Origin of the sequence: Bradyrhizobium sp. ISRA464 (assembly GCF_029910095.1) — a bacterium.
Classification (GTDB): domain Bacteria; phylum Pseudomonadota; class Alphaproteobacteria; order Rhizobiales; family Xanthobacteraceae; genus Bradyrhizobium.
Window position 1 is genome coordinate 1,812,604 of record NZ_CP094526.1, and the last position, 12,836, is coordinate 1,825,439.

Annotated in this window: 12 protein-coding genes; 8 read left to right on the forward strand and 4 right to left on the reverse strand. The window is 63.2% G+C overall.

Features of this window, described 5'->3' with window-relative positions; all coding sequences use genetic code 11:
• The first annotated feature begins 3 nt into the window (after nucleotides 1–3).
• Nucleotides 4–249, forward strand: a complete 246-nt coding sequence (locus tag MTX19_RS08500; RefSeq protein ID WP_280983233.1) for a hypothetical protein — start codon at nucleotides 4–6, stop codon at nucleotides 247–249.
• A 99-nt stretch (nucleotides 250–348) separates the two neighbouring features.
• Here the strand turns inward: MTX19_RS08500 and MTX19_RS08505 are convergent, their stop codons facing one another.
• Nucleotides 349–1,497 carry an ABC transporter substrate-binding protein gene (locus tag MTX19_RS08505; RefSeq protein ID WP_280983234.1) on the reverse strand — a complete coding sequence of 383 codons (1,149 nt, stop codon included), beginning with the start codon at nucleotides 1,495–1,497 and terminating at the stop codon, nucleotides 349–351.
• A gap of 288 nt (nucleotides 1,498–1,785) precedes the next feature.
• Here MTX19_RS08505 and MTX19_RS08510 point away from each other — a divergent pair, with 288 nt between their 5' ends.
• From MTX19_RS08510 to MTX19_RS08535, 6 genes are all read left to right on the forward strand, one after another.
• Complete coding sequence (locus MTX19_RS08510) at nucleotides 1,786–2,580, forward strand: dienelactone hydrolase family protein (RefSeq protein ID WP_280983235.1); 795 nt, start codon at nucleotides 1,786–1,788, stop codon at nucleotides 2,578–2,580.
• 226 nt (nucleotides 2,581–2,806) lie between these two features.
• Nucleotides 2,807–3,262 (forward strand): vitamin K epoxide reductase family protein, encoded by a 456-nt coding sequence (locus MTX19_RS08515; RefSeq protein WP_280983236.1) that lies wholly within the window; start codon nucleotides 2,807–2,809, stop codon nucleotides 3,260–3,262.
• Nucleotides 3,263–3,278: 16 nt separating this feature from the next.
• On the forward strand, nucleotides 3,279–4,820 hold the full coding sequence (locus MTX19_RS08520; protein WP_280985925.1) for a radical SAM protein: 1,542 nt from the start codon (nucleotides 3,279–3,281) through the stop codon (nucleotides 4,818–4,820).
• 14 nt (nucleotides 4,821–4,834) lie between these two features.
• Nucleotides 4,835–5,644, forward strand: coding sequence for a class I SAM-dependent methyltransferase (locus MTX19_RS08525; RefSeq protein ID WP_280983239.1), 810 nt, complete (start codon nucleotides 4,835–4,837; stop codon nucleotides 5,642–5,644).
• Between the two features lie 204 nt (nucleotides 5,645–5,848).
• Nucleotides 5,849–6,511, forward strand: coding sequence for a hypothetical protein (locus tag MTX19_RS08530; RefSeq protein WP_280983240.1), 663 nt, complete (start codon nucleotides 5,849–5,851; stop codon nucleotides 6,509–6,511).
• A 132-nt stretch (nucleotides 6,512–6,643) separates the two neighbouring features.
• Nucleotides 6,644–6,808: a hypothetical protein gene (locus MTX19_RS08535; RefSeq protein ID WP_280983241.1), complete on the forward strand. Its 165-nt coding sequence runs from the start codon at nucleotides 6,644–6,646 to the stop codon at nucleotides 6,806–6,808.
• A gap of 1,049 nt (nucleotides 6,809–7,857) precedes the next feature.
• On the opposite strand, the gene MTX19_RS08540 is transcribed toward MTX19_RS08535, so the two are convergent.
• The 3 genes from MTX19_RS08540 to MTX19_RS08550 all read right to left on the reverse strand — a co-directional run bounded on the left by MTX19_RS08540 (nucleotide 7,858) and on the right by MTX19_RS08550 (nucleotide 11,418).
• Nucleotides 7,858–9,201, reverse strand: coding sequence for a TAXI family TRAP transporter solute-binding subunit (locus MTX19_RS08540; protein WP_280983242.1), 1,344 nt, complete (start codon nucleotides 9,199–9,201; stop codon nucleotides 7,858–7,860).
• A 103-nt stretch (nucleotides 9,202–9,304) separates the two neighbouring features.
• Nucleotides 9,305–10,300, reverse strand: a complete 996-nt coding sequence (locus MTX19_RS08545) for a LysR family transcriptional regulator (protein WP_280983243.1) — start codon at nucleotides 10,298–10,300, stop codon at nucleotides 9,305–9,307.
• Nucleotides 10,301–10,389: 89 nt separating this feature from the next.
• A complete protein-coding gene (locus tag MTX19_RS08550) occupies nucleotides 10,390–11,418 on the reverse strand; it encodes a MerR family transcriptional regulator (RefSeq protein ID WP_280985926.1) in 1,029 nt (342 codons plus the stop codon).
• A 1,144-nt stretch (nucleotides 11,419–12,562) separates the two neighbouring features.
• Here MTX19_RS08550 and MTX19_RS08555 point away from each other — a divergent pair.
• Nucleotides 12,563–12,817, forward strand: a complete 255-nt coding sequence (locus MTX19_RS08555; RefSeq protein ID WP_280983246.1) for a hypothetical protein — start codon at nucleotides 12,563–12,565, stop codon at nucleotides 12,815–12,817.
• Nucleotides 12,818–12,836 lie beyond the last annotated feature (19 nt).

Consider the following 12,836-nt stretch of genomic DNA (forward strand, 5'->3'; position numbering starts at 1 on the left):
CCCATGCCGCGTGATGCCAGATACTGGTTTCCCGCCAAGCGCTACGGCTGGGGCTGGGGGCTCCCGATCACCTGGCAAGGCTGGGTGACCTTCGCAGCCTTTCTGGTTCTCATTGCCGTCGGGGCCGTGTTGATACCTCGGCACTCGCCGCCGGGCTTCATTGCCTATGTTCTGGTGTTGAGCGGCCTGCTCCTCGGCGTGTGCTGGTGGAAGGGCGAGCCGCCGCGATGGCGATGGGGCGGTGAATAAGCGGGGCCGGCACGCCACGCATTGCGTGACGCGCAGTCCCGGCAAAAGGAACGAGGCCGCGCGTCAATCCCGCTACGGCTGGCTCGTGGTCCGACGCGCCTACTTCATCAGTCGGAATTTGCCGCCTTCCACTTTGATGAGGAACGCCGACCGCTCGTCAAAGCCATTGTGGTCGGTCGCGCTCATGGTCGAGAGGCCGTTGTTGAGGTAGACGTCCTTGCCGCGCTCCAGCTCGTCGCGCAGCGCGGCGCGAAACTCCGGCGTGCCGGGTTTTGCTGCTTTCAATGCGTTTGGCACCGCCCGCTTGAACAGGGCGATGGCGTCCCACAGATGCGCGCCGAAGATGTTCGGCTTCTGTCCGTTCACCTTCTCATAGGACGAGACGAACGCGTCACGCACCTGCCGGAACGGATCGTTCGCCGGCAGATCGTCGGCAATGGTGAAGGCCTCGCCGGTAAACACCGCGCCCTCGACATTGGCGCCGCCGAGCTTGATGAATTCCTCCGACGCGACGCCGTGGGTCTGGAAGATCTTGCCGGAATAGCCGCGCTCGCGCAGCGCCTCCTGCGGCAGCACGGCGGGCGTGCCGGCGGATGCGATGAACACGGCCTCCGGGTTGGTCGCGATCACCTTCAGCGCCTGGCCAGTGGCGCTGGTGTCGGCGCGCGCGTAGACCTCATGCGTCGTGACGGTCAAGCCCAGCGTCGGTGCGAGCCGGCTGATCTCTTTGTAATAGCCTTCGCCATAGCCGTCCGATACGCCGATATAGCCGAGCGTCTTGATCCCGGATTTCGCGATGTGCTTGAGGATCGCTCCGGCCATCAGGTCGTCGTTAGGCACCACCTTGAACGCCCATCTGCGGCGGTCGTCGATCGGCTGCACGATCGCGGTTGCAGCCGCGAGCGAGATGATCGGCGTCCTGGATTCCAGCGCGACGTCGAGCATCGGCATGGTCACGGGCGTCAGCGAGGAGCCGATCAGGATGTCGACGCCGTCCTGGATGACGAGGCGCCGGGCGTTCTGCGTCCCCTTGGTGGGGTCCGATTCGTCGTCGAGCGCGATGTAGACGACCTTCTCGCCGTCGATCTCCTTCGGCAGCGCCGCGATCGTCCGCATCTGCGGCTGGCCGAGTGCCGAGCCAGGTCCGGACGCGGAGACCACGATCCCGACCTTGATGTCCGCGTTGGCATCCGGGGCCATCAGAACCGAGCCCGCGAAAATCCAAAGTGCGGCAAGAGCCAGCTTCATCGCAAATCCCTCCCTGGAAAGCTCTTTTTATGATGTGCAACCGACGATAGCCGGAACACGGTCGGCTTTCGCATCATATTGATTGTGGACCATGTGTCTGTCCCCCTGATTGGGGACATCGAGCAACTGCGAAGGACGGTGGCAGTCGGGGCGAAGGTGCTCGACGCCCGAGCACTTGAAGAATGGATGACGCGCAGTCTGCGTGGGCACCGGCACCGCTTTCACGGCCTAGCGCAGGACCCACCGGCATGCCAATGTAGCGTTGTGCCAAACCCGCAGGAGGTCAGCATGCGAACGAATATAGTGGGAGCACTTTGCGCCATCGCGATGGTCGCGAGCGCAAACGCAGCGGTCAAGGAAGAGCCGGTCACCTATACGGACGGCGAGACCACGATGAAGGGCTTCGTCGTGTACGACGATGCGACCCAGGCCAAGCGCCCCGGCATCGTGATGGTGCACGAATGGTGGGGCATCACCAAGCATATGCATAACGAGGCGCGGAAGTTCGCGGAGCAGGGCTACACGGCCTTCATTGCCGACATGTACGGCGACGCCAAGACCGCCGACAACCCGAAGGACGCCGGCGCGCTCTCGGGGTCAGTGATGAAGAACCCCAAGGTGATGGAGTCGCGCTTCAACGCGGCGCGGGAGCAACTCGCCAAGCAGGCCTCGGTCAATTCCCAGCGGATCGGCGCCGTTGGCTACTGCTTCGGCGGCGCGGTGGTGCTGAACATGGCGCGCGCCGGCGCTGATCTCGCCGCCGTTGCGGGCTTTCACGCATCACTCGGTCTCAACACCCCCGCGCCGGCGCCGGGAACGGTCAAGGCGAAAATCCTCATTCTGAACGGCGCGGACGACCCCTTCGTGAAGCGCGAGCAGTACGATGCGCTCAAGAAGGATTTCGACGCAGCGAAAGCCGACTACCGGATCATCAAGTATCCCGGCGCCGTGCACGCGTTCACGAACCCCGAGGCCACCGAACTCGGCAAGAAGTTCAACCTGCCGCTCAGATACGACGCCAAGGCTGATCAGGAATCGAAGGCCGAGGCTGCCAAGTTCTTTGCCGCCGACCTCAAGAAATAAACAGGAGGGCCACCCATAGGGTGGCCTTTTCCATCTGTGGCTGGTTGAGGCGCGAGAGAGCAGGGTTGCAGCTTCGCTTCCGGCACGCTGCGGCGGACGAGATCGGCTACGCGATCCGGAATGCCTGCCCGAAGACGAGCGAAATCGGGGCCGGCGACCGTAACCTTTTCGCCGCCGGATCGAACTGTTCATAAGCGTTGCTTGCAGGCACTCGCGGTCGGATATAATGCCGCGCCATCCGTCGAACCGCGGCGGCGATAGAGGGTACCAGAAGGTCGCATCGACGATGAATGCCTTTCGCTACCTCGCCTTCGCCGTCTCGGCGGCCAGCGCCGCCGCGATGATCTATGTCGGGCTCTATCAGAGCCGCCTGGTGGGTCGCCTGATCTGCCCATTCTTCGGCCGTGAGTGCGAGGGGGTCGCTGACGCCCCCTTTGCGCGTCCCTTCGGAATTCCCGACGGTTATATCGGCGCCGTCCTCTACATCACGATCCTTGTGCTGTTGATCGTGCCGCCCGCCCGCTGGATCTGGATCGCATTGCTCGTCCTTGCCGGCGTGGCGACTGTGGCGAACGTCCTCGGCCTCCGCGACATGATGAACTTCGGCGGTTATTGCTTCTATTGCTTGACGACCGCGGTACTGTCCCCGGTGCTGCTTTGGTCGGTCTGGAAGCTCCGGTGAGATGCAGGAGTCGAGTATGGATACCAAAAGCCCTGCCGCGTCCGGCCGCGAGGTGGCTCTGGATGGACCCGACGGCCGCCGGCGCGCCGACTCGGACTACGTGTTCCACGAACTCACCCGCAGCATCTGTCCCTCGTGCAAGGCCGTGATCGACGCCAAGATCCTGTTTCGCGACAACAAGGTCTACATGAGCAAGCGCTGCCCGCAATGCGGAACGTTCATGTCGCTTGTGTACGACGATGCGCAGGCCTACGTGTCGTTCGCACGTTACAACAAGCCGGGCACGATACCTCTCGCTTACGGCACGTCTCGCGATCGGGGTTGCCCGCACGATTGCGGCCTTTGCCCGGACCACGAACAGCACGCCTGCCTCGGCATCGTCGAGGTCAACAGCGCGTGCGACATGGATTGCCCGCTTTGCTTCGCGGACGCGGCGCCCGGCTTCAGTCTGAGCATGGAGGAAGTCGAGCAGATGCTCGACGATTACGTCCGGACTGAGGGGCGCCCCGAGGTCGTGCAGTTCTCGGGCGGCGAACCGACGATGCATCCTCGGATCATCGACTTCGTCCGGGCCGCGCACGCCCGCGATATCCGCTTCGTGATGATCAACACCAACGGCAAGCGCATCGCTCGCGACGATGGGTTCCTGAAGCAACTTGAGCAGGTGCGGCCTTCGTTGTACTTCCAGTTCGACGGTTTCGAACGCGAGACCTATCGGGTGATCCGCGGCGAGCCCGACCTTCTTGAAGAGAAGCTCTTCGCCCTGGACCGCCTCGCCGAAATCGGCCTGGACGTGACCATCGTTCCGGCGATCGAACGCGGCGTTAACGAACATGAGATCGGGCGGATCGTAGAATTCGCGATTGAGCATCCGGCCGTCCGTGGCATCACATTCCAACCGGCGTTTCACGCAGGCCGGCACTTCTCTCACGACCCGATGAAGCGGATGACGATCCCCGAGATTGTGCGGCTGATCGAGCAACAGACCGGCGGCAAGTTCGTGGCCTCGGATTTCGTGCCGGTGCCGTGCTGCTTTCCCACGTGCAATTCCGTGACCTACGCCTTCATCGAGGGAGACAAGGTCACCCCCTTGCCGCGCATCGTCGATGTCGGCGACTACCTCGACTACATCACGAACCGCATCGTTCCGGATTTCAGCCGAGAGGTCAGGGCCGCGCTGGAAGGCCTCTGGTCCTCGTCCTCCGTGGCCGGCTCAGATGCGGCACAGCGCCAGGTCGCGATCTCATGCCAGGCTTGCGAGCTTCCGGACGGTCTGGCGATCAAGAGCATCGCGAAGAACATGATCATGATCATGCTGCAGGATTTTATGGATCCCTGGACCTTCAACCAGAAGAACCTCATGAAATGTTGCAAGGAGTTCTTGCTGCCGGGCGGCAAGCAGATCCCGTTCTGTGCCTACAATTCGGTCGGCTACCGGGAGCAGGCGCGCGAGCAGCTCAACGCCATGGAGCCGGAACGGCGGCAGGCCTGGAGGGAGGGGCGGCCCTACGAACCGAAGCCTGTCATCTTCGAATTCGGCGACCGACGGGCTCGATGAGAGACACCAAGCCGATGCGCGCGGACGACCCCGAAGCTTCGCCGACGATCATCAAGCGGTGCTGCGCAGCCGCCTATGACCATGACGCCGTGAGGATCCTGGCCGGCGATCAGCTTCACCCCGGCGGCGCCCGGCTTACGGAGCGACTGGGCCGGATCCTGAACCTGGGACCGGGCACGCGCGTCCTGGATGTCGCCGCAGGTCAGGGCACCAGCGCGCTGGAGCTGGCTGCGCGCTTCGGGTGCGAAGTGGTCGGCCTCGACTCCGGGCGCAGAAACGTGGAATCGGCGCGACATCAGGCCGCCGAACGAGGGCTCGCCGACAGGGTCGCGTTCTACTGCGGCGACGCCGAGAGGCTGCCGTTCGCCGACGGGCAGTTCGACGCGATCGTCTGTGAGTGCGCGTTGTGCATGTTTCCGGACAAGCCGGCTGCGGTCGCGGAATTCTCCCGCGTGCTGAGACCGGGCGGGTGGGTCGGTCTGAGCGACTTGACGCGCCGAGGTCCCCTGGCCAGCGAACTCGAGGGGCTCGCGGCCTGGATCGCCTGCATCGCGGATGCGCGGCGGATCGAGGACTATCTCGCTCTGCTCGCCGGTGCCGGCCTGATCGCGGGCATCACGGAAGAACACGACCATGCACTGATCGAATTCGTCGAGCGGATCCGCTCACGGCTCTTCGCGGCGGAAATCATGGTCGGATTGAAGAAGGTCGAATTGCCGGGCGTCGACCTGTCGATCGTCAAGGACATCGTGCGGCACGCTCTTGCCGCGGCGAAGGCGGGCAAGCTCGGCTATGCGATCGTGACGGCCAAGAAGGGCGGTTAGAGCGCGAACGGCACGTTTCCGCCGTCGGCACCGTCCAAGCGAGCTTCGGCCCTGCTTTCCAGGCGTCCGATGTTCTAAATTTGGCACCCGAACGTAACATCGAGCCAGGTTCGAGCGAACTTGTGTTCGGGATTCCGAGCCCGATCGGCGTTGTCCGCTGCCCGCGCCGCGAACACCACACGCAACAGGTAACTGGATATTCAAATGGATAGTCACTTCAATCGACGCCTCGTGGTCCTGGCGGCCGTCGCCGGATTGCTCCTTACCTCGGTCGAGAACGGGTTCTCGGCGTCGCCCTTGAAGATGACCTTCGTCACGCATGCGGCCTTCTTCTCGGCCGAGACCAAGCAACCGAAGGCCATCGATCCGCAAGTCTTCGTCGAAGACGCCTCCGCGCAAGCGGCCACCGGCCCGCAGGGCATCAAGCATGATGCCGGGGTCCGCCCGGCCCTGATCGACCAGGACGCCAAGACGTCCAAGCTGTTCAGCGCTGATCACAGGCCGCTCGGTTTCGATCTGCAGTCCTGGCTCTCGGCCAGCGGCACCGTCACGATCGCTGATCAGGACGGCAAAGTGACCCTCGAGGCGACTTTCAAGGGATTGCAGCCGAACGCGAGTTACAGTCTGTTCGAAAACCACTTCGACACGACACCGATCTCCTTCACTCCGGTTGACGGGACCGGAAAGACGAACAGCTTCACGACCAAACCGGATGGCAGTGCGAGCGTTTCGGTGACGATGCCCAGCATGCCGACGCACGCCAACGCCGTCCTTCTGATCTACAACAGCGGCGGCCAGCCACACGGTCTCGAACGTGGCCGGATCGGCATCGACGCCCACCATCAACTGATTGCGCGTCCGGGGTAGTCCATGAAGCCGCTTACTTGGCGGCGTCGCGCAAATCACGCCACTTTCGGACCACCGACTTCGATAAAGTTTAGAGCCCCACGGCCATCATCTATTAGTAAGTTTACTGCATAAGCGAGAAGTGTACTGAAGATGAACGGACTGGACGTGAGTTTCATAAGGTCGACGATTCCGGTCACGGTTTTGTTCGCAAGCATCGGCTTCATTTTCTTTGGCCTGATGGATATGCTTGCCGGAAAGCTCTTCAGGCAGTTTATCGCCGACCCCTGGCTCGCCACCTTCTTTCGGCGCTCTTAGGCTCAGTGACGGGCTACTTGATCGGCTGGCTGTGATCAGAAAGTTTGGGCTCCGGCATAGCGCGACGCCCTATGACGTGGACGCAGCTTCCAACCGCAATTCTCCAAAGCCCTAGAGGCCGCGAGGGGTTGGAATTCCTCTGAGCATAGCTTCAACCTCGATGTTGGGCTTTAGTGTCTGCCGCCAGGGGTAGACCGGACCCGGCATATTCCAATCGGCTGCTGAGGGGACGGTCGACCGTTGCAACGTCGGCTCGTCGGCGTCGAGCCGGCGTCTATCAGTTCGCCCGCTACCGGAGGCTTTTGGACCCGAAGCGGTCATTCGGTCGACACATTGCTAACTCGTTCGGCGGTTCTAACCCGATTGCAGCCAGCAAGGCATACCTCGAGCGGCTGCGAGCCGCCGGCGCAGATGTTCAACTAACCGAATATCCAAACGCCTCGCACGCATTCGACAACCCGCTCGGCCCGCAGCCGGCAGCAATGCAATCCGACTTCCAGAGCGTGCGCAATTGCAAAATCCAAGAGTAGGCTGATGGGCTTCTCATAAATACAGAGACCAGGCAGCCGTTCGCCCTGCGTCATTCACGGCGTGCACATCGGCCACGACCCGGTCGCGACCCGAGAAGCCAAACAAGCGGTCAAAAAATTCTTCAGCAGGGTCTTCCCCGTGATGGGCGAGGACTGGATGTCGCCTTTTGGCCCTAATCGGGCTGGCTGATCGACAGCCTCGATACCTGCCTTCTGAACGCCCGCACCATCTGCGAAGAGATCGGCGAGAGGCTACGCTATGCTTTGCGAGGCGATTACGCCGATTTGCCGCCAAGGCTGCGAGAACTCATGGACCGGTTCTCCGGGCAGGATTGTGATGCTCCATCGCTGGTGCCCACAATGGCGGAGATAACGAGGCCGCTGGTAGAAGCAGCCTAGGTCTCGGCTCATCCATGAACACCACAAGGTCGAGCGCTCCGAGCTCGACGAGTTGATTTTCGGTCTGACCAGCCACAGCTTCGCAAACGTTGGCCGGCCTGCCGAAGCCGTGGGCGACCGTCAGCCTGCATCGGAAAGCCGAGACGCGCGGACAGGCTTCCCCATCTGTTGGTTGTTCGGTGCGCCCGCTTGTGCGGCCAATCGGCGCCGCACAATGTCGATGTGTCCCCGCAGATCATAGACCTGGTTTGCGAAGCCAAGGGGAAAACGGGTGTGGCTAACCGCTTCTTCGATCTTGTCCATCGCCGCTCGTTTGGCATCCAGGTCCTTGCTGCTTTGGTCTCCATCTTCGATGGAGGCTTCCAGCGTCTTGAGCTGGCTGTACCAGTAGAGCAGGCGTCTCCGGATATGCCAGTCATATGCGGCGGGCAGATATCGGAATAGAGGCAACCCGATCGCGATTGCGGTCACGAGCACAGCGATCGCTCTCTGCGCGTGAACGGTCAGCCAGAGGGGCAGATGCCTCTGCAGAAAAGAGGGTCCGTTCTTGTAAAAATCCACGGCGGCCGCGGCAACTGGAAAGTCCGGGTCAGTCGGCATCGGAAACTGGTCGGCGCGTTGAAATATGCCGGGCGTTCTGTGTATCTCCTGCATGGTCTTGAGAAGAAGAGCGACTATTTCCGGATGCAGATCGCTGCGGACCAGCACACTCATGGTTGTCGCGACGAGCTGAACGTCATGAGCCGGAATATTCCCTGCGAGGTCGATGACGCCTTCCGGAAGGTCCAGTCGTACGAGGCTTGGAATTACGCGGGTGAACGCTTCCGCCATGGGAAAGCTCATGAGCCGGACGTTCGGATCGCGCAGCATCGATTGCACAGCCGACGCGTTCGGAGAACCGAGTATCCACACGACGTCAACTTCGCCGACCCGCAGCGCCTGCGCGGCTTTATCCCCTGCCAATGAAAGGAAAGTCGCGTTTTCCGCACTGACGCCGCCTTTGCCGAGTATTTTCTCGGCGCTGAACCGGGTGCCGCTTCCGACAGGCCCCACGGCGATGCGCTTCCCCCTGAGTTGTGACAGATTCTCAAGGCGCTCGCCGGAGACGTAGAACAACCAGATCGGCAGGTAATCGATAGTGCCGAGCGAGAGAATGCCGGAAAGCGTGTCGGGCTCCGCAACGCCGCCCGTGACGAAAGCGATCTGAACTCCAGAGCCGGGATCCTCCAGGAGCTTCAGGTTCTCGAGCGCGCCTTCACTCGCGCGCAGCTTCAGGTCCACGTTGGCGAGCGCAAATCTTTCCCGGTATCGTCGGCCGTAATAGTCGAAGCTGCCGCCTTTGAAGGCGGTGGCGATCGTCACCGTCGACGGCGGCGCTGGCAAAAAATATGTGAGGGCCCACGAGATGGCGGCGAACGCCAATAGCGCGAGAAGCAAGAGATACTTGAGCTTCAAACCCGGCATGCTTCGTTAGCGTCCCGGTGCGGTCGAGCCGATCCTAGCCTAGCCGGTCTGCAAGGAGGGGTCCAGCAATGTTCCACGACCGGATCGGCGCGGGCGCGCTCGGCTACACGTTCTTCGCCACCTTTCGCGAGCGTGACGGGCCGGCGCCCGCGATCGTGGGCTTGATATTCCACAGCGCCCGCACGACGGTGAAGGCGCGCGCGATCGCGGGTTCCTGGCGCCGTGCGGCGAGGCAGGCGAAGCTCAAGTCGCAGGTGAGCTTCACCTTGTCTGCGACCACGAACTTGTGTGGGCGCGACAGTCGCGGCGCGAGCACGCTGTCGCGCGCGAGGCTGAGGCAGATGCCTGACTCGACGAAGTCGATCATCGCCTCTTCCTGATCGGTATAGGCGACACGTTTCGGCAATGCGCCGAGCGGGCGGAAGATGTCGTCGAGCAGCCGGCGGTGGCCGGAATGCGTCGGTGTCGCGAGCCAGGGCAGGCGGGCGAGCTCCGCCCAGTCCTTGCCCATCACCCGGTCGCTCCAGCCGATCGGCGCGATGACGCGGTAGTCGTAGCAGAGCAGCGGCGCCAGCTGGTAGCGTCCATCGGCGATGGTGCGCTCGGCGAACCTGTGGCCTGCGATCTGGTCCGCCGGCGTCGCGTCGACATAGTAGCCGACGTCGAGCTCGCTGCGGCCGATCTGCGCCAGCACGTCGTCGCTCACGCCATGGCGCAAGAACACCTCGGTCCGCTGCGCCGAGGTGGCGAGGGTGCGCACGAACGGTCCGAGCCTGGTGAATTCGGCATCGAGGATGGTGCCGACGCGGAGCGTTCCGCGCTGGGTCTCCTTCAGCGAGTCCGCCGTCGCCTTGAAGTCGGAGGCCGCAGCCACGGCCTTGTGCGCCAGGGGCAGCAGCGCGACGCCGGCTTCCGTCAGGGTGAAGCCGCCCGGGGTGCGGTTGAAAAGCTGCAGGCCGGTGCTTTCCTCCAGCGCCTTCAGTTGCAGGCTGACGGCCGGCTGGGTCAGCTTCAGCACCGACGCCGCGCGCGACACGGTGCCTTCACGGGCAACGGTGATGAAGCAGCGCAAGGCCTGGGTGCGGGGGAGCTCGCTCATTTGGCGGGTTTATAGCACACTTCCAGCGATATATCCGACCGGAACCTGGCGTTAAGGTCGCATATTGTTGAAAACGAAACCTGAAGTGGTCAGGCCGGCCGCCATGCGATCACCCCCTCGGTGCGTGCGCGGACCTCCGGCGAGGCGAGGCAGGTCGCGACCGCTTCGCAGCCGGGGGCGCCGGCGACCGGCGTGACGCAGGTCGGCAGGCTGTGATTGGCGGGGCAAAGGATGATCGTCTCGTCCGCGCCGACCGCATCGAGATCCAGGATCGCGTTGGACCGCGTGAGGAAGAACAGCGGCCGCGCGCATGGCCCGCGGCGGCGCAGATAGGCGATCAGGGCTTCCTGGGTGGGCGCGTCGAGCCCCTGTTCCAGCAAGTCGATCACGAACATCGCAGGGCCGTCCGCCAGCAGCATGACGAGCAGGGCGGTCAGTGCCGGCGATGTCACGGCGCCGTCATCCGCGAGCGAGGCCAGGATCTCGTCGACCTTCGCCTTCAGGGCCGCGTCGGCATCGAGGCGTGCGGCAATTGCGGCACCGCCGTCTGCCGCACGGTCCAGTCCCACGAAAGCGGCATCGGGCAGCGCTTCCGCCAGACGCTGCGCGAAGCGTGTCTTGCCGCTGCCGAGCGGCCCGACGATGTAGTTCAGCAGCCTGATGTCGCGCAGCTCGAAGCGTTCGCCGCCCCACGGCCAGGGCAGATCGAACGCAACGCTGACGGCCGGCCGCGCCCTGACCGCGCCAATGACGTCGCGCGTGGCCGGCAGCTTGCCGCGGCCAAGCTCGCCGCGCAGGCGGCGAACCTTGACGATGCTGCTGCCGGATTGACGAATGCGCTCCTCCAGCGCGGCCTCGTGCGCGGTCAGCACGCGCGTGAGGATGTCGGCATCGCCTTTCAGGATCCGCGCCACCTCGCTGATGCTGAGACCGAGCGCGCGCAACTCGACGATCTCGGTGCAGCGGGCGATCTCGGCCGGGCCATAGGCGCGCCATCCCGCCGGCGTGCGGTGAGGGGCGATCAGGCCGCGCTCCTCGTAGAGGCGCAGCGCCTTTGCGGAAATGCCGAGCTGCCTCGCAGCTTCGGACGGGCTCAGGAATCTTGCGGCAGCATTCATCGAATCACCTCGCATCGTCTGACCGCTGCCCTTATGGAGGCAGCCGCAGGGGCAAGGTCAAGCGGGCAGGGAAACCGTCACCACTCCGGCGTGAGCCGGCGGTTTGCGGGGTCTCTCTCCACGTCCTTCCGTGGCGCAAGCAGCGCGAGCCCGGATTGACGGTAAGGTGAGCACACTGCTCAGGCTCCCTCCCCCCTTGCGGGGGAGGGGCGGGGAGAGGGGTAAGCCGCGAGCTGAGCTGATTGATGCGCCATCGTCCGCGCAATTTCGTTTTGGCTATCGTTGTGACGAATACGGAGACCGCACGTCGTGTGGCACCCCTCTCCCTAACCCTCTCCCGCAAGGGGAGAGGGAACTCATCTGCCAGTGCGTCCTTAACGCGCCAATCACTGAGTTGCCCGACGGCGCAAGCCCCTCACGCAAAAATATTTCTGTTTTCCAGAAATGCAACTCAGTGTATGAATGGCCCGTCTCACCCGCTTGAGGGGCGCTTCGCGATCGTCACGAGTGCTGGGTCGGGATGCGGTGGACGCCGAGCGTGTGACTGACGAGCACATGCAAGGCGGACGGTGAAGTCGTGCAGGCCTGACGCCCTAGCGGCAGGTGTCTCATCAGCAGGAGAGTCAAATTCTCTCGCTGGTGACGGTGACAACAAAGCCCAGTCTCGCCGGGGAGAGCACGTATAAGCCGTAAAACCATCGCGCAGGGAAAGCCGGAGTGTTTTCCGGTTTCACCTGTGGTCCTACCTCCCGTGCTTTCCATTTGCACGGGACCCATGGGTGCGATCGGCACCCGGCTTTCCCTGCGCCCTCTGATCAAGAGAGGGCGGAACGAGATGCAAAGCTCGGACAGTTTCATGTCGCGAGAATGCGAATCCGTATCCTTCAGTTGTCATCGCCCGCGAAAGCGGGCGATCCAGTATTCCAGAGATGCCGGTGATTGAACCGAGAGCGCGGCGTACTGGATACGCCGCATGTGCGGGGCATGACAGCGCGGTGTTTGAAATGTGAACTCGGAGCTGTCCCCGTCATTGCGCGGCGCGTAGCGCCGCGGCAATCCATTGTCGCGGCAAGTTGCGGAATGGATTGCTTCGCTTCGCGCGCAATGACCGCTACAATTGCGAGCGGCAGCAGATGGAGGCGCAATGACCGAGCAACAAGGGCGCCGTTCTCGACGCGAGATCGTTGCGGCGATCGTCGCGATCCCCACGACGATGTTATGCCGAACCGCCGCAGCCTCCGACAAGATGACCAAGCCGCAAGCCGCCTATCAGGACACGCCGAACGGCATCTACTCCTGCGGCCTGTGCACGCTGTTCGTGGCGCCGAATGCTTGCAAGGTCGTGGACGGCGAGATCAGCAAGGACGGCTGGTGCAAGGCGTTTGCGGCGGTGGATTGATCTCACCCCTCCAGGGGAG

What these genes read in the sequence shown, in the direction of transcription:
- MTX19_RS08500 (WP_280983233.1), top strand. Translation starts at nt 4, where the DNA reads ATGCCGCGTGATGCCAGATACTGGTTTCCCGCCAAGCGCTACGGCTGG.
- MTX19_RS08505 (WP_280983234.1), bottom strand. Translation starts at nt 1,497, where the DNA reads ATGAAGCTGGCTCTTGCCGCACTTTGGATTTTCGCGGGCTCGGTTCTG.
- MTX19_RS08510 (WP_280983235.1), top strand. Translation starts at nt 1,786, where the DNA reads ATGCGAACGAATATAGTGGGAGCACTTTGCGCCATCGCGATGGTCGCG.
- MTX19_RS08515 (WP_280983236.1), top strand. Translation starts at nt 2,807, where the DNA reads ATGCCGCGCCATCCGTCGAACCGCGGCGGCGATAGAGGGTACCAGAAG.
- MTX19_RS08520 (WP_280985925.1), top strand. Translation starts at nt 3,279, where the DNA reads ATGGATACCAAAAGCCCTGCCGCGTCCGGCCGCGAGGTGGCTCTGGAT.
- MTX19_RS08525 (WP_280983239.1), top strand. Translation starts at nt 4,835, where the DNA reads ATGCGCGCGGACGACCCCGAAGCTTCGCCGACGATCATCAAGCGGTGC.
- MTX19_RS08530 (WP_280983240.1), top strand. Translation starts at nt 5,849, where the DNA reads ATGGATAGTCACTTCAATCGACGCCTCGTGGTCCTGGCGGCCGTCGCC.
- MTX19_RS08535 (WP_280983241.1), top strand. Translation starts at nt 6,644, where the DNA reads ATGAACGGACTGGACGTGAGTTTCATAAGGTCGACGATTCCGGTCACG.
- MTX19_RS08540 (WP_280983242.1), bottom strand. Translation starts at nt 9,201, where the DNA reads ATGCCGGGTTTGAAGCTCAAGTATCTCTTGCTTCTCGCGCTATTGGCG.
- MTX19_RS08545 (WP_280983243.1), bottom strand. Translation starts at nt 10,300, where the DNA reads ATGAGCGAGCTCCCCCGCACCCAGGCCTTGCGCTGCTTCATCACCGTT.
- MTX19_RS08550 (WP_280985926.1), bottom strand. Translation starts at nt 11,418, where the DNA reads ATGAATGCTGCCGCAAGATTCCTGAGCCCGTCCGAAGCTGCGAGGCAG.
- MTX19_RS08555 (WP_280983246.1), top strand. Translation starts at nt 12,563, where the DNA reads ATGACCGAGCAACAAGGGCGCCGTTCTCGACGCGAGATCGTTGCGGCG.